We start from the raw sequence: 26,399 nt of genomic DNA on the forward strand, positions 1-26,399 counted from the left end.
TTTCGCTCCTGAAAAATAGACAGCATAAAAACTCCCATCATACGTAGCCATAGAAGTTTTTGCTTCTTCTACTTCTACTATGATGGGAGTACCCTTGGGCCTTCAGAACAGCCCAGCCTTAGTAACGTACGGTACCCGGGCTCGGTTGAGGTAGCTTGGTTCCTGCTACTGGCTTGATGGTTACTTTATACTTACTGTCCACCAGCGTGCTGGTTTGTGTATCGGTGATGACCTGGATATTCATCTCCCCAGGCTTCGGACTCAGCAGCTTGTAGTAGACCACAGCCTCTGTATCATTTACATACTCGATATGATCAACTGCAATCCCATAGCCTGGGTTCGGTGCATCCTTACGTGTCAAAATGACCTTATTCTGGTGATCGTTTTGCTTCTCGATACTCAGCTCAACTCGCTCCTGAATGACTGGCTCTTCAGGCTCAGGCTGTGGCTGTGGCTCATTCTCTACAGGCTGGTTCATCCGGTCTACGAATTCTATCGCATTATAGACCATTTGAGCAGCTTCCATACGAGTGACTCGCTGCTGTGGCAGGAAGTTCTGGTTCTCATCCAGACTGGTAATCTTCGTCAGTAGCAGGAATTGAATTGCCTCCATACTGTTCGGGTTCATTTGCTTCTCGTCAGCAGCCTGGATGTACATTTTAATCGTTGGATACTGTCCAGTTGCATTGATCCCCTCATATAGGGCCTTGGCAAATTGCTCCTTGGTCAGCACTGTAGCAGGCTTCGCATCGGACAACGCAATACCATTCGCCTTGGCGATCTCATAAGCATCTGCATACCATGTCTTGTCATTCTTAGCAACGATAGCTTGGTCAGTCCCCTCTACCTGCAGCTTCAGAGCATTTACGATCATTTGTAGCCCCTGAGCCGCTGTCAACGAGCCCGAAGGGACAAATTGCTGTTCATTCACACCGGATACAACTCCTTGCTGTTGGAGTGCTTGGACAATTTTTGCGTCTTGCGGGTTGCTAATATCGCTGAATGCCGCCGCCGCTGTGGCAGCTGTTAATGAGCAAGTAACCACCAGGGCCATTATCGTTTTTTTTGTATGCTTCATATTCATACCTCCAGATCTTCTCTTTATTATGGATAGATTTCTCAAAATGATGTTCTCTATTCTTACAGACGACATGGAAGACGAATATGTTTCAGTTCATTCGCAAAAGCATCTGCTCCCTCCAACGGCTAGAGAAATAGCAGCCTAGCACCACCCACAACTGTACTCGGTCAAAGTACCACTAATCCAAGCCACTACATCCGCTCAGGTGCCTGAATACCTAGCAGCTTCAACGTACGGGACAGCAACATTGCAGTCACAATCGTCAATTCCCTTCTCCAGACACCACCACCATCTATTCGCTCCTGGTGGTAGAAGCGGTTGAAGGCCTGAGCCGTATCAAGCGCGAATCTCGCTAGCTGCGAGGGCTCCAGCCGTACAGCAGCCCGCTCAAGCGCGGCCTGATAGGTAGCTAATTGCTTCAGCAAGCTCCAGCCAGCCTCACCTAATGTCGGAGCTGATTCCTGTGCATCATTGTTACCCATGCTTGCATTTGCAAGGCCATCTCCACTCGAATCAGAAGCTCGTGCAGACTCTGCCGCTGCAGCTTCAAGCTTGCGAAGAACACTTTGTGTACGAGCGTACGTGTATTGGAGATACGGACCCGTCTCCCCATCGAACTGAACCGCTTCCTCAAGCGAGAAATCAATCTCATTAGTCCGATGATGCTTCAGATCACCGAATATAATAGCTCCTACTCCGACTGCTTCTGCGATAAGCTCGCGCTCGGGTAGCTGAGGGCTCTTTTCTTCAATCACCGCAAGCGCCCGCGCAGCCGCTTCATTCAGAACCTCCTCCAGCTTGAGCACCTTACCACGCCGAGTGGACATTTTCTTACCTTCCATCTTCATCAAGCCAAAAGGTACATGCTCGCAAGCCTGTGCCCAATCATATCCCATTCGCTCCAGAACGGTGAATACTTGACGGAAATGCAGCTGCTGCTCGGCGCCAACCACATACAGCAGGCGATCAGCCTCCATGTTATCATGTCGGTATATAGCGGTCGCCAGGTCCCTTGTTGGATAGATGGTCGTTCCATCCTTCTTCAGAATCAGGCACGGTGGCAACTCCAGATCATCGAGCCGGACCACCAGCGCCCCGTCGCTTTCCTCCAGCAGACCTTTCTCCTTGAGGGCCTCGACTACAGCACCCATCTTGTCATTATAGAAGCTCTCACCGAGCACATGGTCAAAGGTAATACCAAGGCGGTCATACATCCGATTGAATTCCTTCATACTAATGGTCACAAAATAGTGCCACAGCCGCTGTGCCTCCGGATCACCCTGCTCCAGACGTCGGAACCAGTCCCGGGCCTCGTCCTCTAGCTCAGGCTGATGCTCCACTTCCTCATGAAAGCGAACATATAGCTGCAGGGAAGCACCGATCGGATCGGCTTCCAGCAGTTCATCAACACCCCACCGCTTATAAGCTACAATCTGCTTGCCGAACTGGGTGCCCCAATCCCCCAGATGATTGACACTAACGGTCTCATATCCGGCAGCTCGCAAAATGCGATATAGAGCTGCACCAATAACCGTCGATCTCAGGTGTCCGATCCCGAAGGGCTTGGCAATATTGGGCGAGGACAAGTCAATAACGACTCGTCGACCTTCACCCAGTTGAAGAGACCCATAGCTATCCTGGGACATCTGCTCCAGCAGCTTAGGAATATAGGCACTCCGCTCAAATGTCAGATTGAGATAAGCTCCTTCAGCCGAGGCGGATAATCCACCTTCATTCTCTTCCTCGTTCAGTCTTTCGGCCAGCTCTGCGGCGATCCGCTGAGGCGCAAGCCGCAGCCTCTTCGCGAATCGAAAACATGGCAAGGACACGTCGCCCCATTCCGGGCGAGGAGGCGTCTCCAGCAGGTGGATCAATTCCTCCTGCGACTCCTCTACGTACTTGGATAACAGTTGTGCAGCAGCTTGTATCAACATGACAGGTTCCCCCTTTTTTATAAAAGCAAATTTATTGCCCCGCAACCAAAAAAGCCCCCGTCTCTATAAAAGAGACGAGAGCCTAAGTTCCCGCGGTACCACTCTTCGTGAAGAACGAATGCACAGAATCGTTCCTTCCACTCAAACAACGCATAACGTGCGCCACCCGTTCAGACCTGCCTGTATGACGACAATCCATCCCAAATGCGGCATAGACGACGAGCATACACTGAATCTGACGTCTCCCGAGTGCGCTTCACCATGTTTCCCATACCGGCTCCCACCTTCCCGGCTCGCTACAATGGGGATTCACCTGGCTACTCTCCCGTTCCCAGACGTTGGATATTCATATAATGACTCACATTATAGAACAGTTCTGTTGCCAAAAGCAACCTCTACATTACTATTGATGAGAGGCTGGTAGCTATCGGCCATCCATACCACCAATGTCATAAGTTGACATGTAGTCGAAGAATCAAGCAACGCTCATGATGCGGCAGGCTTCGGCACAACGGAGGCAAGCTTCAGCGCATGCCTGGCAATGCTCGTGATTATGCTTACCGCACTCCCTGGCACAGGCCTCACAAGCCTTGGCACACAGCTCGCAAATCTCTGCCGCGAATTCCGTTCCACGACCAAGAGACTGTGCGGCAAATGAACAAATATCGGCGCATTCTCTTGTCAGTCGCAGGCAGTCCCGCAGCAAGGCCAGATCGTATTCCTTCAGACTCGATACATAGCAGAGATTGCATGCGTTCATGGCTTCCAGGCATGCCTCAATGCTTTTATGATAAGAATGATTCATTACACTACCTCCTGGTCGATAAAATACTGTATACCTTTTTACCCATCAGGTACAAAGACTAATCACCCCTTCGGGCTTTCATGCCTGATCCTATGCAATTCATAACAGCATATCAATGTTCACGCGATCCGGCATGTACGCTATCATGATTTCTCCATATGTCTCCTTACCCCGTGACCCGATTACCGTCACACCAGTCGCTTCAAGCTCTGCACTAGCTGCTCCTTATCAAAATGCTCACCAATGAATACAGCAACGTCTCTGATTTGTCCCTGCGGCTCGACCTTCATAAAATCAGACTCTCGGTAAGCGTACTGGAACATGAACCGTCCACTCGTGTCACTAAAGGTCAGAATCCCCTTGGCTCTATAGATATCTCGCGGCAGATTGCGCAGCAGCTCCTCAAAATGTACGCTATTCACCGACTTATCAAAATAATGCGTATACACCATCACATGCTCATGCGATTGGTGGCTATGCCCGGATGAAAGCTGGGCATGCTCATTCCCATGCTCATTCCCATGCTGATGTCCATGCTCATGATTATCGTCATGATTGTACTTAGGCTCAAGATCATGTGTATGCACATCATTATGCGAGTGATCCTCGTGCATATCCTCCTGATGCAGTTCACCATTCGACTCCTCCGAAGAAGGCGTATGGAAGAGAATTGCTGGGGAGACTTCGCAATGCTGGGCCGGAACGATCAGAGCATGGGCATTCCACTGCCTTAGTAGCCTTTCCAGTTGTTCCTGCATCGAAGCGTCAATGCGGTCCGTCTTATTCAAGATTAGAAGGGATGCGCAGCGAATCTGCTCCTGCATCAATCTGTAGGTTCTGCCTTTCTGCTGTTCGTACAGATCGTATAAATGGATAGCGTCCACTACAGTAATAAGCTGTTGTAGGGCCAGTGGCGTGTATAGCGAAACCTCAGCCACTGCATCTAGAATCTCCATCGGATTTGCTGCTCCGGTAGCCTCGATAATGATCAGCTCAGGGGACTCCGTACTGACCAGACTAGCCAACTGAGTCGTCAAATCATTGCGATAAGAGCAGCAGATACAGCCGCCCAGAATCTCTGCCATTGGGATGTCGCTTGCAATCGTTTGTCCATCCAGGTTCACATCCCCAAGCTCATTCATTACGACTGCTGGACGCTTACCTTCACGCTGAGCCTCCGTCAGCATCCGGGCAAGCAGTGTTGTCTTGCCGCTACCCAGAAATCCGGATAGGACGTATACAGGTATTGATTGTGTCATCATGTTCCTCCAACATATCTAATATGCAATTTGTATGTTTCTATTTATATTGAAGCAAAAAAACAACCTGGATACGAGGGTCCAGGCTGCTACCTATGCAACCTATTCAACCATTAATGGTGTAAAGTATGTGACATCTGTTCCCATTTTAGCATGAGAGAATGTAAAATGAAACATAACATCTCAAGCTCAAACACTATCATACCTGAAAGGGAGATTATCCAAATGGCTGACCTATCACCATCTCAACCCACAACACGCTCTGTCGATGAGCATCGCGCAGAAGCACCGCAGCAAGTAGCCTGCATGGTCATTACCGTATCAGACACGCGCACGGAAGAGACGGATACAGGCGGGCAGCTAATGATGCAGCTGCTACGTGAGCATGGCTATGCGATTAGTAAGTATACCATCGTCAAGGACGAACCGGAGGTTATTCGCCAGTTGCTGGTAGACGCTGCAGCTGATCCTTCCATCGAGGCAGTTCTTCTCACGGGCGGAACCGGCATCGCTCCTCGTGACGGCACCTATGAAGCCGTAGCTTCCCTGCTTGAGAAGACACTACCAGGCTTCGGCGAGATCTTCCGCATGATCAGCTATCAAGAGGACATCGGACCTGCAGCGATGCTTAGTCGAGCAATCGCTGGAAGCATCGGCACAACGGCCATCTTTTCCATGCCAGGCTCCAGAGGGGCCGTCAAGCTGGCGATGGAACGCCTCATTTTGCCTGAATTAAGGCATGTTATGCGCGAGCTGTACAAGAAATAAAGGAACGCTGGCACTTGTAGCTTGTCTAAATCTGTTCGAATTTGCTACTTCCTGCGCTTTCCCGAGAAATAATTACTTGTTGATACACACAAGCATACATGAGGAACTAGCCATTGATGCAAATAAGGGCCTGCCCCATTTCATGCGGAGCAGGCCCTTATCTTGTGCTATCATACTCGATTCATGTTCAATGCCTATCAATACCCTAATGCTCGTCGTTCTCTGTGGACATATAGCTGTCAATCATCTTCTGCTTCATCTCCCAGATCTTCTCACTCAGATTGACCCGGTAAATCTCAGGATTCAGCTTCCGCAAATACTGCGGCCAGAAAAGTTGTAGCTGCTCACGATGGTAATCACGAATTCCCTCCAGAGATGGCAGCTCATATACCTGCTCGCCTTCTACGAAGATCGGCTCCAACATAGGAATCGCCTCATAATGCTCTACATATTTCTTAAGGTAAGAATGCACAGGATTGAACAGCTTGAGTCGTTTGCCGTTACGAGGGCGCTCCTCATCCGGGAAAAAGATATAATCAGCGATCGCCTTCTTCTGCTTCGGATCGACGATCCGGTATACTTCCTTCTTGCCTGGGGTTGATACCTTCTCCGGGTTGCTGGAGATTTTGATCGTCGGCACCATCACACCTTCAACCTCTCGCTCTACCAGCTTATATACGCCTCCTAGAGACGGCTGGTCTGAAGCGGTAATGAGCTGAGTGCCCACACCCCAGGTATCAATGCGGGCTCCCTGAGCCTTCAGGTTAAAGATCGTATTCTCGTCCAGATCATTCGAAGCGACAATCTGCACATAATCCAGACCAGCAGCATCCAGCATCTCGCGTGCCTGAATGGACAAATATGCTAAGTCGCCGCTGTCCAGACGAATCGCATTCATCCGCTTGCCCTGCGACTCCAGCCATTTGGCTGTCTGAATCGCATGCGGGATGCCGCTTTCCAGTGTATCGAACGTATCGACCAGCAGAGTCACCTGATCTGGCAACACCTTGGCATAGATGTCGAATGCCTCCTGCTCGGACATAAAAGTCTGTACCCAGGAATGCGCGTGCGTACCTTTGGTCGGGATGCCGAACCGTTCACCCGCCAGCATGTTGGAGGTCGCGTCGAATCCAGCAATGTAGGCTGCGCGTGCTCCCCATACTGCCGCATCTGCCTCCTGCGCTCTGCGAGTACCGAACTCAAGCAGGATATCCCCTTTGGCCACTTGCTTAATGCGAGAAGCCTTGGTCGCGATGAGGGTCTGATAGTTCATGAAGTTAAGCAATGCGGTCTCCACCAGCTGTGCCTCCATGATCGTCCCTTCTACCCGGACAAGCGGCTCATTGGGGAACACCAATGCCCCTTCCTTCATTGAGTACAGATCGCCGCGGAATGAGAAATGACGTAGCTCCTCCAGAAAGCGGGGATCATAGTTCTCCTCCTGCTTGGCCAAATACTGAATATCCTGCTCTTCAAATCGAAGGCTCGCAATATAATTCACAATTCGTTCCAGACCTGCGAACACAGCATAGCCGTTACCGAAAGGAAGCTTCCGAAAGTAGGCCTCGAACACCGCCTTGCGTTGGTGCGTTCCATTCGCCCAATGGGCATACATCATATTAATCTGGTATTTGTCCGTATGTAGCGCGAGACTACTTTGCATCGTAATCATCCTTTCTGCCATGCCGCTTCGGCATCCGTTCACCATGAACCATGAACCATGAACCTGAGTCTGTAGGAGTGGAGCCACATTGCGGTTCCACTCGTTTATTGCTGTATGTCGATAGCCACTTAGAGCCTTGTGATGTAACCGTCCCAGTAAGCCTTTATACTACGTATAATGGTACGTCGTATAACCAGCTACACCGTGAAGATTATGTTGCCAGTACAGTATCCTCAGCGCGCTCTACCTTAGCCCCCAAGCTACTACTGAAGTGTCCGAGCGCCCACTGGTGCCCCGCCTCATTAAAGCTGGCGACCGCATCCTCGTATATGGTGATGGCAAAGCCCTTATTGTAGGCATCTACCGCTGTATGCAGCACACAGATGTCTGTGCACACGCCAACCAGATGCACCTCTGTAATGCCCCGCTCACGCAGCTTCAGCTCCAGATTCGTGCCACTGAAGGCGCTGTACCTTGTTTTGTCCATCCAATAGATACCGTGCCCCAGTTCCATGTACACCGTCGCCAGCTCGCCATACAGCTCACGACCTGCCGTCCCACGAACATTATGAGGCGGGAACAGTGTCGTTTCCGGATGATAGGCATCCTCTCGCTCATGCAGGTCTACCGCCATGACGACGAAATCCCCTTGCGCCACGAAAGCCCGGGTCACAGCAGCAATACGCTCATTCAGGTCGACGGCTGGCTGGCCGACGGGCAGGCTTCCGGTTACAAAATCTTGAGTGTAGTCAATGACAATCAGAGCCTTCATACTCCCATCTCCTTTACGATATCTCAGGTATAGATCGACAAACGCGGAATGCGGTCACTAAAACGATATAGCTGTGCAGGCCGCTGCGAATACTGATTCGAGCTAAGAGGTGTTCCGGACTCATCCCGAACCTCCTCCAGAATCCCCTGCCTGCTGCGTGTAGACGTTATTTTGCGGATAAAATTCGGTTCCTCAAAGTCAGGCACAACCGTCTGAATAACCTGATATAGCTCACCTAGCGTGAAGTGTGGCGGCAAAAATTGCTTCGCTATCGTCGTCTGCAGCATCTGCATCTGAATCTGGCGATAAGCGTCTGTGATAATCTCCTTGTGGTCGAAGGCAAGCTCCAGCTCCTCCAGAGCTTCCTGCACCGTGAACAGTCCAACCTCGGATGCATCATCTGCAGCCTGCCGCTCCTCCAGCATCCATTCCTCTACAAGCGCAAAGAAGGCATGTGATATAATCCATCCGCGTGGATCACGGCCAGGCTTACTGTACACTCCAAGGTACTCCAGATGACCGCCGTCGACCCCAGTCTCCTCCATCAGCTCACGCTTGGCCGCATCATACATGGATTCCTCCTCCTGACAGAACCCCCCTGGTAAAGCCCATCCACCTTCATAGGGCCAGCGACGACGCTTGATCAGCATCACCTTCAGCTCACGTAGCGGCAAGGTCTTGGTTACCGTCTTGCGCTCACGCTTCGTTAACGTAAACATGACGATATCGGCAGGCGCTCCGTCAGGTGTACGGTATTTCTTTACATCGTAAGCATCCTTCTGTCTCTGTTCATGATCATGATTCTTATTTGAACTCATTCTCATCACCATATTATATCATTTTGATATTTTCATTATGACAAGATTACAGGAAAAGTCAACCCTTCTCCTGCAACCTACTCTTTGGGATGGACCGGAAAGTAGCTGTAGCAATGGCTCCCACGGTATCGGCACTGTCCCTGATCTCTGCTTCCGTTGTTAGTGTCCGTCCCCCTTCATGCACGACACGAGCCGTTATAATGAGCTCGCCCTCCTTCATGGCAGAGAGAAAATGAACATTCAGATTGGTCGTTACACAGGCCCCCTGTGGACGCAGGGCAAGTGCTGCCATCCCCATCGCCTGATCCATCAAGGATGTCAGTACACCTCCATGAATGATGCCCATCGAATTCGTATGCTGGAGCCCAGCCTTCATGGCCAGACGCACACGTTCACCGTCATACCCAAGAAATTCACAGCCAAGCAGACCCCAAAACCGGTGATCTCCATCTTCAATCATGTTGCTTAGAACCTCTTCCATGTCGGAAACCCCCTTCTCTTGCTAATTAGTCCATTTTGCACACAACCTGAGTCCAAAAAAAGTACGGAAGCAGCCTCGCTTCCGCACTTGCCTGTTACTTGTACCGCTCTATCCTTTAATCGCCGCAGCTGGATGGAGGAGCTTCGCTCCCCGTCTCAACATGGACCTTCTCGGATACCGTATCCCGAATGGCCGACATCACCGATTGTAGAATATCATTAATCTCGACCTGACTCTGCTGGAACTCTGTCACGATCGGAATGTTGTCCAATTGCTCCTGTAGCTCCTCCAGCTCCTGTTCGATCTTGGCGACCATCGTCTGATTCCGCAGTGATTCAAAGGCAACAATCTCCTTTTGTTTCTTCTTCATGGCAGAGATCAGCTGCTGAATCTGTGGATGCTTCTGCACCTTCTCTTCGGCCTGACGGAAATGCTGGACCTCCTCGCTGCTCTGCAGCAAGCGTGCAATCTCCCCAGCCTTTTTCAATATATCTTCACGAACGACAGGGTGCGCCTGGCCGTTTGAGTTCTGATGAGGCTCTTTCGCCCCATGCTCCAACCGTTCTTCTGACACAGTCGATCGCTCCTTTACGATGTATAAGCTAATATTGTTCTGCTGAAATGCTTAGACCTGCTGGTAGACACCATTATTGCGCTACAGGTGTTGCTACAAGATTACCCTTGATGTACCAAGTCAGTGCATCTGTAATCTCCACTTGTACGAAGGTACCGATCAGATCGGCGGCTCCTTCAAAATGCACCAGCTTATTCGTGCGTGTCCGGCCTGCCAGAACCTGTGCATTATTTTTGCTCTCGCCTTCGACCAGTACCTCTACGATCTGCCCCCGCATCTTGTCATTGCTATCCTTGCTATATTCCTTGATGGTATCGTTCAGGCGCTGCAGGCGTTCCTTCTTGATCTCCATCGGTACATTATCCTCCATGATCGCCGCAGGCGTACCCTCACGTGGAGAATAAATATACGTATATGCCATGTCATATCCGACCTCTCGTACCAGTGACAGTGTATCCTCGAATTGCTCATCTGTCTCCCCGGGGAAGCCCACAATGATGTCTGTGGTCAGAACGACATTCGGTATAGCCTGTTTGATTTTGTACGCCAGCTCCAGATAATGTTCTCTAGTGTATTTGCGGCTCATCTTCTTCAGTACGGCACTGCTGCCAGACTGCACAGGCAGATGGATATGCTCCACCAGATTACCGCCTTTAGCAAGGACATGGATCAGATGATCGTCGAAGTCTCGCGGATGCGACGTCATAAAACGAATGCGCGGAATATTGATCTTACGCATATCATCCATCAGATCCCCGAAGGTGTATGCCATATCTGTAAAATCCTTACCGTAGGCATTGACATTTTGACCAAGCAACGTAATTTCCTTGAAGCCTTGACGGGCCAGCTCCCGCACCTCCGCAATGACATCCTCGGGGCGACGACTTCGCTCTTTCCCCCGTGTAAATGGTACAATGCAATACGTGCAGAACTTGTCGCAGCCGTACATGATATTCACCCATGCCCGCATGCCTTCCCGCTTCTTGGGCAGGTTCTCGATGATATCGCCTTCCTTCGACCATACCTCTACGACCATTTCCTTGCTAAATAAGGAGTCCTTGATCAACTGCGGCAGACGGTGGATGTTATGTGTACCGAAGATCATGTCCACGAAGGCATGCTTCTGAAGAATACGATTCACAACGTTCTCCTCCTGCGACATGCAGCCACAGACGCCCAACAGCATATCTGGCTTTTCCAGCTTCAGATGCTTCAGATGTCCCAGCTCTCCGAATACCTTATCCTCTGCATTCTCACGAATAGCACAAGTATTCAGCAGAATAATGTCGGCAAGCTTGCGATCCTCGGTTGGTCGATAGCCCATTTGCTCCAAGAGACCCTTGATCGTCTCTGTATCATGCTCATTCATCTGACATCCATAAGTATAGACCAGATAATGCTTATCCTTACCGAGGTGCTTCAGTTCATCAGGCACTGCATTCTCATACAGGACCCGAACATCCTCCTTGCCCCGCTTTTTCTCATCTCTATGATTGGGTGTGGCATTGATCTGTATGTTACGTCCCTTGATTCGATAGGTTGTTTTGCCGTCAGTCTCACTGATGACCTTGGCATCGGAGAAATCAAAATATTTGGAATAGTCCTTCGTATTGTCAGACATAGATATCTCACTTCCTTTTCTTTCAGGGTACCTTTTTTAGCCTATATTCGAAGACCACGATCGTATTGACTACAATAAAGCTCTAATCAAAAATTATAGCACAAACCCCTTGACTATTCCATGAATGCCCGCATAAACGAAGCTTTATACAGTAATACCAGCTCTCTTTATCCAGTAATACCAGCTCTCTTTCCACTGCACTCATCTTACCTCCTACATACTTTTCACTCTGCATTTTAATACACAGGCTTCATCTGTACTTTTGTACTATTAATGTAGGCCTCAGATAAGGTAGCCTCAGATGGAATTCCATACTTGAACCGTGAAAAAGCCGCCCCCAACGATACCTTTGGATGACGGCTGCAGCCTAAGCTAGCTGTATTCTCCTAACCGGTAGACATGTTCTAACAACCCTGCAATGCGCTCCCGGGAATCAGATAGGGTACCATAGAGAAACTCTACTGTGGAATCCTGTAATCCCGCATACCCTGCGATTCCGTTATTGGGTTAATCCGAGATCATGTGGGTGTAATTACACTTATCGAATATACGTTTCTTTCTAATATGTATCTATAGTACCAAGGGGCGATCCCGACAAGCTCAAGCTTGCGGAATCGCCCCTTAGTACACCTGCGGCTTCTCTCCGCAGGCAGCTCACCAGTACAAATGACAGTGAGCATGGTTCATTTAATTATTATTCTACGATCTCAGCAGTATCACCGTTGTTAATGCCTGCTGCATTCGCCTCATCTGTATCAATGTGCATGTCCAATGCAAAATCAGGGGATACACGAGCAATGACATTCTCGAATACTACACCACGCTCACCGTTAAAACGTACCTTCAACAGCTGCTTGTCTTGAATGCCCCAATTCTCTGCATCTGAAGTATGGAAATGGATATGGCGAGCAGCAATGATTACGCCCTCCTCCAGATCTACTTCTCCAGCAGGTCCTTTTACTTTGACCCCTGGTGTGCCGTCAATCTTACCCGATTCACGGACAGGCGCTTTTACACCGATCGCAAAGGAATCTGTACGGGAAATTTCAAGCTGGGAAGCTGGACGTGCTGGTCCCAAAATACGAACCTTCTCGAAGGAACCCTTTGAGCCAATTACAGCTACAGTTTCATTAGCTGCAAATTGTCCTGGTTGGGACAATGGTTTGAATTCTGTGAGTTGATATCCTGCTCCGAACAGAGCCTCGATATGCTCTTGAGTCAGGTGAATATGACGTGCGGATACGCCGACTGGTACGATTTTGCTCATCGTAAAGGTCACTCCTTCTTCTCTATACACGCTTATGCGTCATGGACCATTATACTCCTATTTGTAAGGGAATGAAAACCTTCCTGTCGGATGTTCGTAAAAATGTCGAAAACAACGCGTTAAAATGGCAGTCACCATAGCTTAATCTGCTGACCTGACCATTGAACACCAAACATCATTTCATACTTAGACGATCATACCCGTAATACACAGATTAAAATACATTGCAGCACACTGGCATGGACCGACATGGCATCGGCCACATCCCACATTTCTCACACCTTCGCGCTCGATATCGGTGCTTGAGGTAAATGCTTGGCCAGATATCCAAGAGCATTGCCAGCGAGCCAGCCACGAACGAGACCCTCCGGGTAGTGCTTGAGCAACAGCCCTGCCCAAGCTGGATAATCTCCCGGATGCGACAGTCCATGGACATGCTGGTCCATCCCGTCAAAGTCCGAGCCTAGCATAATCTGTCCAGCTCCCCCTAATGAACATATATGCTCGATATGCGGCAACAAATCCTCAGCACGTACATCTGCCCCATCCTTTACGAATGGCGGATAGAACACAAGCCCAATACGTCCATCTCTCGCAATCAGGGCACGAATTTGCTCATCAAGCAGGTTCCTTACATGATCCTGCACATGCCGTGCGTTCGAATGAGAGGCCACCGGCGGTGTATCACTTTGCTCCATGACCTCCCAAAAGCCGGACTCGCTCAGATGTGACACATCCAGCAACATCCCCAGCTTATTACAGTACCGGATCATTTCCCGCCCCTTGTTAGTCAATCCAGCATTACGCTGCTCCAGCACACCATCACCTGCCCAATTGGCATAATTCCAGGTGATTCCGATGAGACGAATACCCAGCTCATAGCTCAAGCGGATATATTCCAGGTTCCCCTCCAGTGCGTCAGCCCCTTCCAGTGACAAGAGACCCCACGCTGGGCCTTCCACGACTATTTTCTGCAGCATCGGCTCAGCCTTCTCTGATGCAATGTCGGCTTGCCTGGACAACCGCTCTGCCTCCTCTCGCCACTTCAGCGTGCTGAGCCCACCCTCCGGATAAGCAATATGTTCGCGAAACAGCTCTACCTGTCTCACAATATGCTCGAATCGCGGGCTGCCGACTTGCTGCGGAATGAAGATCGCGAAGGTCTGCAGGCATACTCCTCCCTCCTTCATTCGGCTACGCGTCACATCCAGCGCCGGATCCTCGAAGCTCAGCGCTTGCCCCAGATGCATTTTGTATAGTACGTCACAATGGAAGTCGATTACAGGCCAGTTCGGTTGCACTGACGTCATTTTATCCCTCCTGTCCTCTAATGCAAGAAATGCAAAAAGACCCGTTTACCGAATGTAAACAGGTCTATGCTATTTAAGCACTCTATCTTTTATCCCTCACCTGGGCTCCACAATCAGCTTAATAGCTGTGCGGTCCTCTCCGTCAATAACAATATCCGTGAAAGCTGGAATGCAAATCAAATCCACGCCGCTTGGCGCTACAAATCCCCGGGCAATGGCTACAGCTTTGATAGCTTGGTTCAATGCACCTGCTCCAATCGCCTGCAATTCAGCTGCTCCGCGTTCACGCAGAACTCCGGCCAAAGCGCCGGCAACAGAATTGGGATTGGATTTTGCTGATACTTTTAATACTTCCATAGTAAGTACCTCCCCTGGGAATAAGTAATGGCTTGATTCTCCACTAGTAGATGTTATTCGAGGATGGGCAAAAAATTCCTGCTTTTTGGTAATATTATTATTTCAAATCTCAACAATTGAAGCTTACTCCATTGTCCATTCGTCCTCACGCAGCCGAATCTTCTGGATTCGTTCTGCCCGGCCCGTCTGATCATTCAGCTCGACGACAACCGCATGGAAGTGCCACTTGCCCGTATCCACCTGGAACCGAACAGGAAGCTGCGTCTTGAACTTCCGCAGGACAGCCTCTCGTTCCATACCAAGTATGCCTTCCCGAGGTCCTACCATGCCTACATCCGTCATGTAAGCCGTGCCTTGCGGCAGAATGATGTCATCATTACTCTGAACATGGGTATGAGTTCCAACGACGATAGAGGCTCTACCGTCCAAGTGCCAGCCCATAGCGATCTTCTCGGAGGTTGCTTCCGCATGGAAGTCCACCAGAATATGCTTCACCTTCTTGCGCATGCTGTCGACAATATCATCCGCAGCCCGGAATGGACAATCGATCGGGGGGAGAAAGGTTCTCCCTTGCAAATTGACGATACCCAGCTCCTTACCGTTGGCCTTGATGATGGTATGTCCACGTCCCGGAGTATCTGGCGGAAAATTCGCTGGACGAATCATACGCGGCTCATCATCAATGAAATCGAAAATTTCTTTGTTATCCCACGTATGATTCCCCATTGTAATGCCATGCACGCCCAGATCAAACAGGTCTTTTACGATCGGAGCCGTAATTCCTCTACCCGAAGCTGCATTTTCTCCATTTGCAATGATGATGTGGGGGTTATGCTTACGCTTGAGCTCTGGCAGATTGTGCTGTATAGCTTTTCTGCCGACACTCCCGACAATATCGCCAATAAATAAAACCTTGATATGAATTCCTCCTAAATTACCGTGCTCTACCTTTAGCATAATACACTCTACCCGATATTACAAAAAGGCTGCTCGTTTGTACATCAGGTCAAGCCTTATCATCATATTGTATGAATTAACTTGGTTTCCAAATGGCTCCTATGCTTTCTTAAGTCTTACGGCATTCTATAAACTGAATGAAAAATGGCCCCTTCGCAGGTGGCCACTTTTCATTGATCATTCTATTGTGTATGCACAACCGATATACCTAAGCGGTAAATCTACTTCGCATACTCGACAGCTCGCGTCTCCCTAATGACAGTTACCTTGATGTGTCCAGGATAATCAAGCTCATTCTCGATCGTTTTGGTAATATCGCGTGCCAAGCGGAAAGCATCTGCATCATCAATCTTCTCAGGCTGCACCATGACACGAATTTCGCGTCCGGCTTGAATCGCATAGGATTTCTCTACACCCTCGAAGGATTCCGATATCGCTTCCAGCTTTTCCAGACGCTTGATGTAAGTCTCCAGCGTCTCTCTGCGAGCTCCCGGTCTAGCTGCTGATAATGCATCTGCAGCTCCTACCAGCATTGCAATTACAGAGGTCGCCTCGCAATCGCCGTGGTGAGAAGCAATACTGTTAATGACAACAGGATGCTCCTTGTATTTCTTCGCCAGCTCCACGCCAATTTCGACGTGTGATCCTTCCACTTCATGATCCAGCGCTTTACCAATGTCATGCAGCAAGCCTGCGCGCCGTGCCAAAACTACATCTTCACCCAGTTCTCCGGCCATGAGTCCAGCCAGATAAGCAACTTCCATGGAATGCTTCAGTACATTTTGACCATAGCTGGTACGGAATTTGAGTCGACCCAGTATCTTGATGAGATCCGGGTGCAGACCGTGTACGCCCACTTCAAAGGTAGCTTGCTCTCCATATTCACGGATACGCTCATCTACTTCGCGACGGGATTTCTCTACCATCTCTTCAATCCGTGCTGGGTGAATTCGGCCATCTGCCACTAGCTTCTCTAGAGCAGTACGAGCGATTTCACGACGGATCGGATCGAAGCCGGACAAGATAACAGCTTCCGGTGTATCATCGATAATGAGATCAATCCCTGTCAGGGTCTCCAGTGCACGGATATTACGACCTTCACGTCCAATAATCCGGCCCTTCATTTCCTCGTTAGGCAGAGTTACTACAGATACCGTAGTCTCAGCCACGTGATCGGCGGCACAGCGTTGGATCGCTAGCGTAATGATTTCACGGGATTTCTTATCCGCTTCCTCCTTCGCCTGTTGCTCGATATCCTTGATCATCTGAGCCGTCTCGTGTCGAACCTCCTGCTCTACATTAGAGAGGATAATACTTCTTGCATCTTCCATAGTCAGATTGGAGATACGCTCCAGTTCCGTAACCTGACTCTTGTAGATCGATTCAATTTGTTGCTGGGTTTCATCAATTCGTTTCTCTTTGTTAGCCACTTGTTCTTCTTTACGTTCCAGCGATTCTATTTTTTTATCCAGTGACTCTTCCTTTTGCAGCAATCGTCGTTCCTGCCGTTGAATTTCATTCCGACGTTCACGAGTTTCTTTTTCAGCCTCGTTACGGATGCGGTGGACTTCGTCCTTCGCTTCCAGTACCGTTTCTTTTTTCAGTGCCTCTGCCTCTTTTTTAGCGTTTTCTACAATTTGAGCGGCAGCGTGTTCTGCACTGGAAATCTTAGCTTCTGCAAGAGATTTCCGAATAAAATAACCGATCACGAACCCAAAGAATAATGCGGCTACAACGAGAATGATCGACAAGATCGTAGTAGGATCCATACTGTTCACCTCCTCGTTGGTTCCTCCAAGGCATTCCTTGGGATTTGCAGTTGTCAGTTTTGCTCATCAATCATTAAGCAAGAATAACGGCAGCATGCCGTTTCATTTCAGATGTACATGTGTACAGATGTCCACTTGTACAGGACCGCTCCAGCGGCATCACTTATGAATAGCAGTGAATCAGACCGTCGTGTCACTTTTTTGGAAGGAAAAAGCGATCATCTGGCAGTACAGATTCATGTCCATTTTATTATTTGGCAATTGTCATTGTCAAGAGAATGACATATTGAATCACATGTCAATGATTTATAGACTCAGCCAAAAGCATAGACTCGTCATACTCCATCATACTCATCCTCATCAAGGCTGGCTTCTTCATGCTCCAATATTTGCTTGAGCACTCCCCTCACCATTTCACCGGAAAACCCACGCCGCAGTAGATAAGCATACGTCTTGTTCCTTCTGTCCCGCAATTCACCACGAGTCTGCTTCCATTTCTTCATACCGGCTGCCAAAGCACTGTCCAGCTCCAGCTCATCCTCGACCTCGGCTAGCGCCTCTGCAATGGTGTGCTTCGCAATTCCCTTTTGCTGTAGCTCCTGCCGCACCCATAGCTTGCCTTTGTACTGCTGCGAAATGCGTTGCTGCACCCACTGTCTGGCATATAGCTCATCATCAATCAGCTTTTCGTTGCCAAGCCGTATCAGGATCTCTTCAATAATGTCGGGAGCGATATCCTTTTGTAACAAACGCTGGGTGATCTCCATTTGAGTTCGAGGCTTGTGTGCCAGTGTCCGAAGTGCATGAATGTAGGCCTGCTGCTTCTCATCCGCGAGTACAATTTCCTCCAGATCGGCCTTGGTGAATGTAGCGCCCTTGGTCATACGGTATTTGATCATGACATCTTCCAGTACAGACAGAATATGCTGACCAAAATGGATCATGTACCGTCCTCGATCCCGCCGTTTGCCAGGCTCTACACGTGTGATCTCCAATGTCACCCCTTCAGGCAAGTAGGATATACCGATTAAGTTCGTAGTTGGCGTAGAATTGTAACTCGCTTCCAATTCCTCTAGCTCGTCACCTTCCATTCCGTCCTTGCTGGTATCGTTATTTCTACCAGGATTTCGTCCCGCTCCATATCGGTTGGTTCTCTTCCAGTTCATGAATTAAGCTCCTCACTTCCATCCGTTCCCCTACTTTGCCAGAAAAGCAGTCTACAGATAAAATAATGCCCTGCAATATCATGCAGGGCATAATGATCATCATATTAAGATTCATTTAAGTTCTTTGGCGACTGGATAATATTGGATAATACTAGATAGTGCTTAGGTAGTAAAGGGAAACACTATTCAAGCTCCAGCAGTTCCTGCTCTTCCTTCGCTTCCTTAGCAGCCTGCTCTGCGGAAGGAGGTGCAACGGTTGTAACCAGATTGCTGACTGCGCGGATCTTTTGCTCAATAGTATCTGCGATAGCAGGGTTCTCTTTCAAGAACTGTTTCGCATTCTCACGGCCTTGTCCAAGACGCTCACCTTCGTACGAGTACCAGGCACCGCTCTTGTCGACAATGTCATGCTCCGTGCCCATGTCAATCAAGCTGCCTTCCTTGGAGATCCCTTCTCCATACATAATATCTACCTCAGCTTGCTTGAAAGGAGGAGCAACCTTGTTCTTCACTACTTTAATACGAGTGCGGTTACCCACGATGTCATTGCCCATTTTCAAGCTCTCAATACGACGCACATCTAGACGTACAGTCGAGTAGAACTTCAAAGCACGTCCACCTGGAGTTGTCTCCGGATTACCGAACATAACGCCTACCTTCTCACGCAACTGGTTAATGAAGATCGCAATGGTCTTGGACTTGTTGATAGCACCAGACAACTTACGTAGCGCTTGGGACATCAGACGGGCCTGAAGACCCACGTGAGAGTCTCCCATCTCCCCTTCAATTTCAGCCTTTGGAACGAGTGCAGCAACGGAGTCTACAACAATGATATCTACAGCACCACTGCGTACCAGCGCTTCAGCAATTTCCAGTGCCTGCTCACCAGTGTCAGGCTGGGACAACAGCAACTCATCAATGTTCACGCCCAGCTTGCTAGCATATGAAGGGTCAAGTGCATGCTCTGCATCAATAAAAGCAGCTTGTCCACCCGTTCTCTGCACCTCAGCAATCGCATGAAGAGCAACCGTCGTCTTACCTGAAGATTCCGGTCCATATATTTCAATAATCCGTCCTCTTGGGAACCCGCCAGTTCCCAGAGCGATATCTAATGCAATCGATCCACTGGGAACAGTTTCCACCTGCATGTGGGTAGATTCTCCGAGCTTCATGATTGAACCTTTACCAAATTGCTTTTCTATCTGACGGAGCGCCATATCCAGCGCAGCACGACGATCTGACAATTAGCTCACATCCTTCATGGTCAGCGTTTGCCTCGTGACTTCACTCAGCCCAACGCTCTATTTATACATACATCATACCTCGTTTGGAGACGTTTGCCAAGCATTTTTTCGAACATACATTCGTTTTTTTACGTCCCAAAACAGCAAAAGAACCGTCGGCCATTTGACCACGGTTCTTCCGTCTTTCTCCATTATAGCATTGTCCTGCCTCCAAAACAACGGCCCAGCACTGGCAAAATAGGTCACCTATCCCCATCTCTCGTGCCCAGCTGCCGCTAATGTCACAAGCAGTTCATACTCTGGATACGGGATCAGACAGCATATCAGAGACCACTCATGCCCCCTGATTCGCTACCAGGCATCTCCAGAGTCGATATAGAATGGACTTCACCGACCGCAGACGAATCGTCTCCCGGTTACCGTTCAGCCTCAACTCATAGATCTGCGTTTCCTGTTCTCGCTGTGCAATGGCAATATACACCAGACCTACTGGCTTATGCTCAGAAAATGCCGGACCAGCGACACCGGTAATCGACAAGCCATAATCACTATCCGTAATCATGCGGACTTGCTCAGCCAGTACCTGGGCCACCTCTCGGCTGACTGCTCCAGGACTGTTCTCACCCTCCAGATAATGATGCGGCACGTTCAAGAGCTTCTCCTTCATCTCATTGGAGTAGCATACTATGCCGCCCTTTAGGACAGAGCCGCTCCCTGGTACAGAGGTAATATGCTCCATCAGCATCCCGCCAGTGCAGCTCTCTGCTGCACTCAACGTCAAGCCATCTCTGATCATCCAGTCGACCAGTGTCTTCTCCAGCGGTACATCCTCACTCGCATATAGATACTCAGCCAAGCGCTGCTGAATCTGTACCTCAGTCGAGTTCAACCGGACCATAGCCTCACTTTCGCTTGAAGCCTTGGTGGATAGGCGAATTGTCACCTCTCCCTCCTTGGCATAAGGAGCAATTGTAGGGTCCGTCTGACTGTCAATGAGATCAAGTAGCTTGGTCTCTAGTGCCGACTCACCAATACCAGCGAACTTGAGCATTTTGGAGTACAGGGCCAACTGCTCACCCTGCAATGCATGCTGCAGCAGCCATGGACGTGCCTCCGTCTCGAACATGGGAATCAACTCTTTAGGAGGTCCAGGCAGTACTACATAATACTTTCCATCCTGCTCCAGGCCATTCCCCACAGCGAGTCCTGTCTCATTCGCCAGAGGCGTCGCTCCTTCCAATGTAAGCGCCTGGCGGCGGTTATTGTCAGTCATCTCGACACCACGATTACGGAAGAAGCCTTCAATCTTGTCCATCGACAGTCGATCCTCATGAAGCTCCCGTCCAAGCACAGCAGCCAACGCATCCTTGGTCAGATCGTCCTGAGTCGGGCCCAGACCACCAGTCAAGAGCACCACATCAGCCCGTCCACTAGCAAGGCGAATGGCCTCCTGCAAGCGGTTCATATTATCGCCTACTACGGTCTGGAAATACACATCAATTCCGATCGCTGCCAGTTCCTGTGACAAATACTGCGCATTCGTGTTCACAATTTGACCGAGCAGCAGCTCCGTACCTACTGCAATGATTTCTGCTCTCATATTCTCGCCCTCCGTTAATTCTTGCCCTAATTATGCGATTACTAGGTACAATATATGGATCACTGCACACATCTGAAATGAAAAAGCAATAGGTAGCGCCCTATTGCAATTTATTTAACGCCTACTTATCAGGATTGACACACTTACGAATGAAAGCCACATAACTTACAGTCCAGTCTTTCAGCTATAAGGAGCAGAATGACCCGGGATCGCCCGAGTCATTCATACACCATCTACACATTGGAAGAACGGATTAAATGCATGTTCTTCGCGAAATAGTCATAGCCCGAATACAGTGTCACGATCGCTGCAGCCCACACCGCAATCTGATCGAACGGGATACCGAAAAATATAAAAGGGAAGTTGTTAATTAGCAGGGCGACAATGGCTACGATTTGTATGATTGTCTTCAATTTACCCCAGTTGCTGGCTGCTACAACAGAGCCATCCAGCAATGCAATTTGGCGCAAGCCCGTTACAGCGAATTCGCGGCTGATAATAATGACTGCAATCCAAGAATCCATCTTACCCAGCTCAACCAGCGAGATGAAAATGGCTGTAACCAGCAGCTTATCAGCGAGAGGGTCCAGCAGTTTGCCCAGATTAGTCACCATGTTATGCTTGCGAGCCAGGTAGCCATCAATACCATCCGTACTAGCCGCAATAATGAAGATTAATGCTGCGAGCAACTGATTAAATGGAAGATGAAATGTTCCCCAGCGAATCGGGTCCGGGTAAAATTCAAAATCCACAAGAAGGCATACCATCATTACCGGAATGAGGCCTATGCGCGCCAATGTAATTTTGTTGGGTAAATTCACAATACACTCTCCCCTATATTCTTTCATCTAATTTCTAATTATGTACAGAAAGCTACCTCTACTATTCTGAAGAAGTATCATGCTATCCGCTATTCAGTATAATACACGCCCGAAATGCATGTCAAAGACGCTTCTCCCCAGCATTTGGACGATTTCCCTCCCGTGCAGTCTCCTGGAACCCCCCACGGAAGCTACTCGGTGATTCACCCGTCCAGCGCTTGAACTGGCGGCTGAAATGGGCAATGCTCTGATAGCCCAGCCTACGCGACACCTGCTCCACAGTGAGCTCCGGGTCCATTAGGAGCAGCTTGGACTTCTTGAGCATCAGCATAGTCATGTACTGCCGTGGAGATAGTCCGTACACACGATTGAACATTCGATTAATTGCGGACGTACTGTAGCCAACCTCGGAAGCAATTCGTGTAATTGTCTCTGTCTCGCGGTATGCACCGTTAATGGACGTATGATCCTCGACGGATCTTTCGATTCGCTCCGCAACACGTGCTGCAGCTTGTGTCATGCGTATATGCCCTGCCCCAATCGCCTGCACAGAGAGCGAGCTGCTAAGCGCAGCAAACAGTTCAAAGAGAGCAGACAACACATTCATGCGCACCTCCAGGCTAGGCGTAGGGGCATCTTGTGTCAGTTCGATCAGCTTGTCCAGCGCAGGGCGAATTGCTGCAGCAAGCTCACTCGAGGCTGCATGGAAGCAATGAGGATTGCGGTTCAGCAATTCGCGAAAGGATACATCATCTACATCAAAATGAAGACAATAGTAGGTCATATCATGCCCCTCAGCGACCCGACTCTCGTGCTCATCATCGGGCCGAAGCAGCAGCAAATCCCCAGGCCCTTGTACATACCTTTGGCGATTCACAACGCTCTCCTGCACTCCCGACAGTACCAGGTTAACCTCGAACAACGGATGTCTGTGACTTTCGTATGTCCATTGCTTCTCTACTGTTCGTAGATGGGCCCCAAACACGCGAAATGTGGAATCCATGTCCGGCAGCATACGTTCTGATCTTGTATATCTTTCATTGATCTGTCCCATTTCCCTTGATCCCTCCGGTACAGTTATCTTCTGAACCACCTTGAACGATTTGGATAAACATGAACCTGCTATGGATATGTATAGCGTGGACTCTCATTGCTATGATAACATTACCGACCCATTTTTTTAAAGTTACAGAATGGGTAAATCATCCGTCATACTTATTTTATAACAAGGAGTGTATAATCTATGGCTAGCATTCAAAATCCAATCCTGACCGGCTTCAACCCTGATCCCAGCATTTGCAGGGCTGGCGACGATTACTACATTGCAGTGTCTACCTTCGAATGGTTCCCGGGTGTAGGAATCTATCACTCCAAGGATCTGAAGCATTGGCGTCTTGTCTCACGGCCTCTATCCCGATTAAGTCAGCTGAATATGACCGGCAACCCCGATTCAGGCGGTGTCTGGGCTCCGCAGCTATCCTACAGCGATAATCAATTCTGGCTCATCTACACAGATGTCAAAGTAACAGAGGGCCCCTGGAAGGACTGTCACAACTATCTGGTTACTTGTGAGACGATCGACGGCGAGTGGAGCGAGCCTATTCATATGAACAGCTCTGGGTTTGACCCCTCGTTATTTCATGATGAGGACGGCAGAACATATTTCGTCAACATGGTGTGGGACCATCGTGCAGAGCAGCACTCCTTCTATGGCATTGTATTGCAGGAGTATAGCGCATCCGAGGGCAAGCTGATCGGGCCGAAGGAAATCATATTCAAGGGCACTGACATCAAGCTAACCGAGGCTCCACATCTGTACAAAATCGGAAATTACTATTACTTGCTAACCGCAGAGGGTGGCACAAGGTATCACCATCAGTCGACGATTGCCCGGTCTAAAAATATACACGGTCCTTACGAGGTACATCCACACAATCCGCTGCTATCCTCCTTCGGAGCACCGCGTAACCCTTTGCAAAAGGCCGGACACTCCTCAATTGTGAAAACGCATACAGATGAGTGGTTTCTTGTGCACCTCACTGGAAGACCGTTGCCGCGAGAGAATGAACCCCTATTAGATCCTCGCGGCTATTGTCCACTGGGGAGAGAGACTGCCATTCAACGGCTGGAATGGAAAGAGGATTGGCCCTATGTTGTTGGAGGCCATGCACCATCGTTGCACATTGAAGGACCTAACATCCCTAATGCTCCCTGGGAGCCTGATATCGCGGAGAAGGATGATTTTGACAGCAATCAGCTGAATCTTCATTTCCAGACCTTACGCATTCCTCTGGGCAATGACATTGTATCCTTGACGGATAATCCTGGGCATCTGCGTCTGTATGGCAGAGAATCCCTGACCTCACGTTTTACACAGGCATTTGTCGCGAGACGCTGGCAGCATTTTTACTTCACGGCAGAGACGAAGCTGCGCTTCGAGCCCGCAACTTTTCAACAAGCAGCCGGCCTTGTCAATTATTATAACACCGAGAACTGGACCGCCTGTCAGGTTACATGGGATGAGGAGAAGGGACGAATTCTGGACATTTCAGTCAATGATAATCTTAGCTTTTCACAGCCTCTGCAGGATCAGAAGATCATCCTGCCGCCAACGTCAGAATACGTATATATGCGTGTAGAGGTGAACCTTGACATCTATAGATACTCTTATTCCTTGGACGGCAGCACCTGGGAGACCGTACCGATTGATTTCCCTTCCTATAAGCTGTCCGACGATTACATTCGCGGTGGCGGGTTCTTTACTGGAGCCTTTGTGGGCATGCAATGCCAGGATACATCAGGTCAAGGCCTACATGCCGACTTTGACTACTTTACTTACAAGCCACGCTCATAATGCGAGCCATCGTCGTCATTGCACCCATTGTTAGACGCTTCAATGTACCACCAATATTGGGTAAGCTCAAATTTGCTAAGATAGTCATTCTACGTGCGATCCAGGCCGCAAACAAAGGCGTGCTAGGCAGCAAAGTATTCAACAGATTATATAAGAAAGGCATCCTGCCAGGACATAGCCCTGAGGATGCCTTTCTTCATATCTTCATATTCTCTCATCCTGGTTGCTCAATTGTAGCGGCACCGCAAGAGGCTTAGCTGATTCTTGTCATTGCTGTTGTTAATTTGGCTGTTAATCTGTGTATTTTCTTCGTTTATTAAAACAGGCTAGAATCAGCCTTTGACCGAACCAGCTGCGATTCCTTCTACTATGCGGTCACTGAGAAAGAGAAACATAACAAGTATAGGCAGAATACTGATCATCAACGTCGCGCCGATCGCTCCCCAATCCGTCGTATATTGACCAATGAAGTTCTGCACGCCAACCGTTAGCGTTTTGAGCATATCCGAGCTAATGAAGGTATTCACGAAAATAAATTCATTCCAGTTATAAATCATGTTAATAATCGTGGTCGTCGCAAGCACCGAGCCAGTCATCGGCAGTACGACCTGAAAAAATACCCGGTGTACCGAGCAGCCATCCATCACAGCGGCCTCCTCCACCTCTCTGGGTAGCGTGTAATAAAAGCCCAGCAGAATCAGGATCGTAATCGGCATATTGAAAGCCACATAGGCCAGAATCAGAGACAACGGATGATCCGTTAATCCAATTCGATTAAACATGCTAAATAAGGGGATAAGTGTGGAATGGACGGGAATCATCATCGCCACCATGAATAAGCCAAGGACGAAGGAGCTCCCCCGCCACTTCATTCTCGTAATGGCAAAGGTTACAAGACTCCCCAGTATTACCGTCAACAAGGTAGCCGTTATTGTAATCCACACACTGTTCAAAAAGTATACACTGATATTCCCCGCGTTCCATACCTTGCCGTAATTCTCCCAGCGCAGCTCCCCAGGTAGAGACAACGGCGGAAGATTGAATACCTCCTGATTGTTTTTCAGTGAGAACAGCAGGAGCCACACGAGCGGGAACAACTGAAAGATAGCCACTGCGCACAAAATTAAATATAGTAGTACATAGCCGAGCTTTCGCAGGGGGCGAGAAATGAAGGTTGTACGCTTGGTTTGCGGCTTATACGCAGCTTCGAATCGCATGTAGCACACCTCCTGACTAGTTATTAAATTGCTGAAGTGGACCATTATATTGACAGTCTTA

General features: G+C 49.1%; 23 protein-coding genes. 2 read left to right on the forward strand and 21 right to left on the reverse strand.

Annotated features, from left to right (window positions below; all coding sequences use genetic code 11):
• Window positions 1–118: 118 nt before the first annotated feature.
• The 4 genes from D328_RS0102140 to D328_RS0102155 all read right to left on the reverse strand — a co-directional run bounded on the left by D328_RS0102140 (window position 119) and on the right by D328_RS0102155 (window position 5,079).
• A complete protein-coding gene (locus tag D328_RS0102140) occupies window positions 119–1,078 on the reverse strand; it encodes a protease complex subunit PrcB family protein (RefSeq protein ID WP_018883299.1) in 960 nt (319 codons plus the stop codon).
• Between the two features lie 194 nt (window positions 1,079–1,272).
• Complete coding sequence (argS, locus tag D328_RS0102145) at window positions 1,273–3,015, reverse strand: arginine--tRNA ligase (protein WP_018883300.1); 1,743 nt, start codon at window positions 3,013–3,015, stop codon at window positions 1,273–1,275.
• Window positions 3,016–3,490: 475 nt separating this feature from the next.
• Complete coding sequence (locus D328_RS0102150; protein ID WP_018883301.1) at window positions 3,491–3,820, reverse strand: four-helix bundle copper-binding protein; 330 nt, start codon at window positions 3,818–3,820, stop codon at window positions 3,491–3,493.
• Between the two features lie 188 nt (window positions 3,821–4,008).
• Complete coding sequence (locus D328_RS0102155) at window positions 4,009–5,079, reverse strand: CobW family GTP-binding protein (RefSeq protein WP_018883302.1); 1,071 nt, start codon at window positions 5,077–5,079, stop codon at window positions 4,009–4,011.
• 225 nt (window positions 5,080–5,304) lie between these two features.
• On the opposite strand from D328_RS0102155, the gene D328_RS0102160 reads away from it, so the two are divergent.
• Complete coding sequence (locus D328_RS0102160) at window positions 5,305–5,847, forward strand: MogA/MoaB family molybdenum cofactor biosynthesis protein (RefSeq protein WP_018883303.1); 543 nt, start codon at window positions 5,305–5,307, stop codon at window positions 5,845–5,847.
• A 205-nt stretch (window positions 5,848–6,052) separates the two neighbouring features.
• Here the strand turns inward: D328_RS0102160 and D328_RS0102165 are convergent, their stop codons facing one another.
• From D328_RS0102165 to D328_RS0102240, 16 genes are all read right to left on the reverse strand, one after another.
• Entirely contained in the window at window positions 6,053–7,510 is a 1,458-nt protein-coding gene (locus D328_RS0102165) for a nicotinate phosphoribosyltransferase (protein WP_018883304.1), read from the reverse strand.
• Between the two features lie 211 nt (window positions 7,511–7,721).
• A complete protein-coding gene (locus tag D328_RS0102170) occupies window positions 7,722–8,282 on the reverse strand; it encodes a cysteine hydrolase family protein (protein WP_018883305.1) in 561 nt (186 codons plus the stop codon).
• A 23-nt stretch (window positions 8,283–8,305) separates the two neighbouring features.
• Window positions 8,306–9,112, reverse strand: a complete 807-nt coding sequence (locus D328_RS0102175) for an NUDIX domain-containing protein (protein WP_025679808.1) — start codon at window positions 9,110–9,112, stop codon at window positions 8,306–8,308.
• Window positions 9,113–9,158: 46 nt separating this feature from the next.
• Window positions 9,159–9,581: a PaaI family thioesterase gene (locus tag D328_RS0102180; protein ID WP_018883307.1), complete on the reverse strand. Its 423-nt coding sequence runs from the start codon at window positions 9,579–9,581 to the stop codon at window positions 9,159–9,161.
• Window positions 9,582–9,696: 115 nt separating this feature from the next.
• Window positions 9,697–10,155 (reverse strand): RicAFT regulatory complex protein RicA family protein, encoded by a 459-nt coding sequence (locus tag D328_RS0102185; RefSeq protein ID WP_018883308.1) that lies wholly within the window; start codon window positions 10,153–10,155, stop codon window positions 9,697–9,699.
• Between the two features lie 73 nt (window positions 10,156–10,228).
• Complete coding sequence (gene miaB / locus D328_RS0102190; RefSeq protein WP_018883309.1) at window positions 10,229–11,776, reverse strand: tRNA (N6-isopentenyl adenosine(37)-C2)-methylthiotransferase MiaB; 1,548 nt, start codon at window positions 11,774–11,776, stop codon at window positions 10,229–10,231.
• Window positions 11,777–12,470: 694 nt separating this feature from the next.
• Window positions 12,471–13,043 (reverse strand): phosphate propanoyltransferase, encoded by a 573-nt coding sequence (gene pduL, locus D328_RS0102195; RefSeq protein WP_018883310.1) that lies wholly within the window; start codon window positions 13,041–13,043, stop codon window positions 12,471–12,473.
• A 275-nt stretch (window positions 13,044–13,318) separates the two neighbouring features.
• On the reverse strand, window positions 13,319–14,353 hold the full coding sequence (locus D328_RS0102200) for a dipeptidase (protein ID WP_018883311.1): 1,035 nt from the start codon (window positions 14,351–14,353) through the stop codon (window positions 13,319–13,321).
• Between the two features lie 96 nt (window positions 14,354–14,449).
• On the reverse strand, window positions 14,450–14,710 hold the full coding sequence (locus D328_RS0102205) for a stage V sporulation protein S (RefSeq protein ID WP_006286829.1): 261 nt from the start codon (window positions 14,708–14,710) through the stop codon (window positions 14,450–14,452).
• A gap of 123 nt (window positions 14,711–14,833) precedes the next feature.
• Entirely contained in the window at window positions 14,834–15,667 is an 834-nt protein-coding gene (locus tag D328_RS0102210; protein WP_018883312.1) for a TIGR00282 family metallophosphoesterase, read from the reverse strand.
• A gap of 221 nt (window positions 15,668–15,888) precedes the next feature.
• Window positions 15,889–17,436, reverse strand: coding sequence for a ribonuclease Y (gene rny, locus D328_RS0102215; RefSeq protein WP_018883313.1), 1,548 nt, complete (start codon window positions 17,434–17,436; stop codon window positions 15,889–15,891).
• A gap of 335 nt (window positions 17,437–17,771) precedes the next feature.
• Window positions 17,772–18,602, reverse strand: coding sequence for a regulatory protein RecX (locus D328_RS0102220; RefSeq protein ID WP_018883314.1), 831 nt, complete (start codon window positions 18,600–18,602; stop codon window positions 17,772–17,774).
• A 182-nt stretch (window positions 18,603–18,784) separates the two neighbouring features.
• Complete coding sequence (recA, locus tag D328_RS0102225; protein WP_018883315.1) at window positions 18,785–19,846, reverse strand: recombinase RecA; 1,062 nt, start codon at window positions 19,844–19,846, stop codon at window positions 18,785–18,787.
• Window positions 19,847–20,180: 334 nt separating this feature from the next.
• Window positions 20,181–21,446, reverse strand: coding sequence for a competence/damage-inducible protein A (locus D328_RS0102230; protein ID WP_018883316.1), 1,266 nt, complete (start codon window positions 21,444–21,446; stop codon window positions 20,181–20,183).
• Window positions 21,447–21,679: 233 nt separating this feature from the next.
• Window positions 21,680–22,267, reverse strand: a complete 588-nt coding sequence (pgsA, locus tag D328_RS0102235) for a CDP-diacylglycerol--glycerol-3-phosphate 3-phosphatidyltransferase (protein WP_018883317.1) — start codon at window positions 22,265–22,267, stop codon at window positions 21,680–21,682.
• Window positions 22,268–22,388: 121 nt separating this feature from the next.
• Window positions 22,389–23,321 (reverse strand): AraC family transcriptional regulator, encoded by a 933-nt coding sequence (locus D328_RS0102240; protein ID WP_018883318.1) that lies wholly within the window; start codon window positions 23,319–23,321, stop codon window positions 22,389–22,391.
• A 189-nt stretch (window positions 23,322–23,510) separates the two neighbouring features.
• Between D328_RS0102240 and D328_RS0102245 the strand changes: the two genes are divergently transcribed.
• Window positions 23,511–25,121: a glycoside hydrolase family 43 protein gene (locus D328_RS0102245; protein ID WP_018883319.1), complete on the forward strand. Its 1,611-nt coding sequence runs from the start codon at window positions 23,511–23,513 to the stop codon at window positions 25,119–25,121.
• A gap of 332 nt (window positions 25,122–25,453) precedes the next feature.
• On the opposite strand, the gene D328_RS0102255 is transcribed toward D328_RS0102245, so the two are convergent.
• A complete protein-coding gene (locus tag D328_RS0102255; protein ID WP_018883321.1) occupies window positions 25,454–26,338 on the reverse strand; it encodes a carbohydrate ABC transporter permease in 885 nt (294 codons plus the stop codon).
• Window positions 26,339–26,399: the final 61 nt, after the last annotated feature.

Source organism: Paenibacillus massiliensis 2301065 = DSM 16942 (genome assembly GCF_000377505.1).
GTDB classification, from domain to species: Bacteria; Bacillota; Bacilli; order Paenibacillales; family Paenibacillaceae; genus Paenibacillus; species Paenibacillus massiliensis.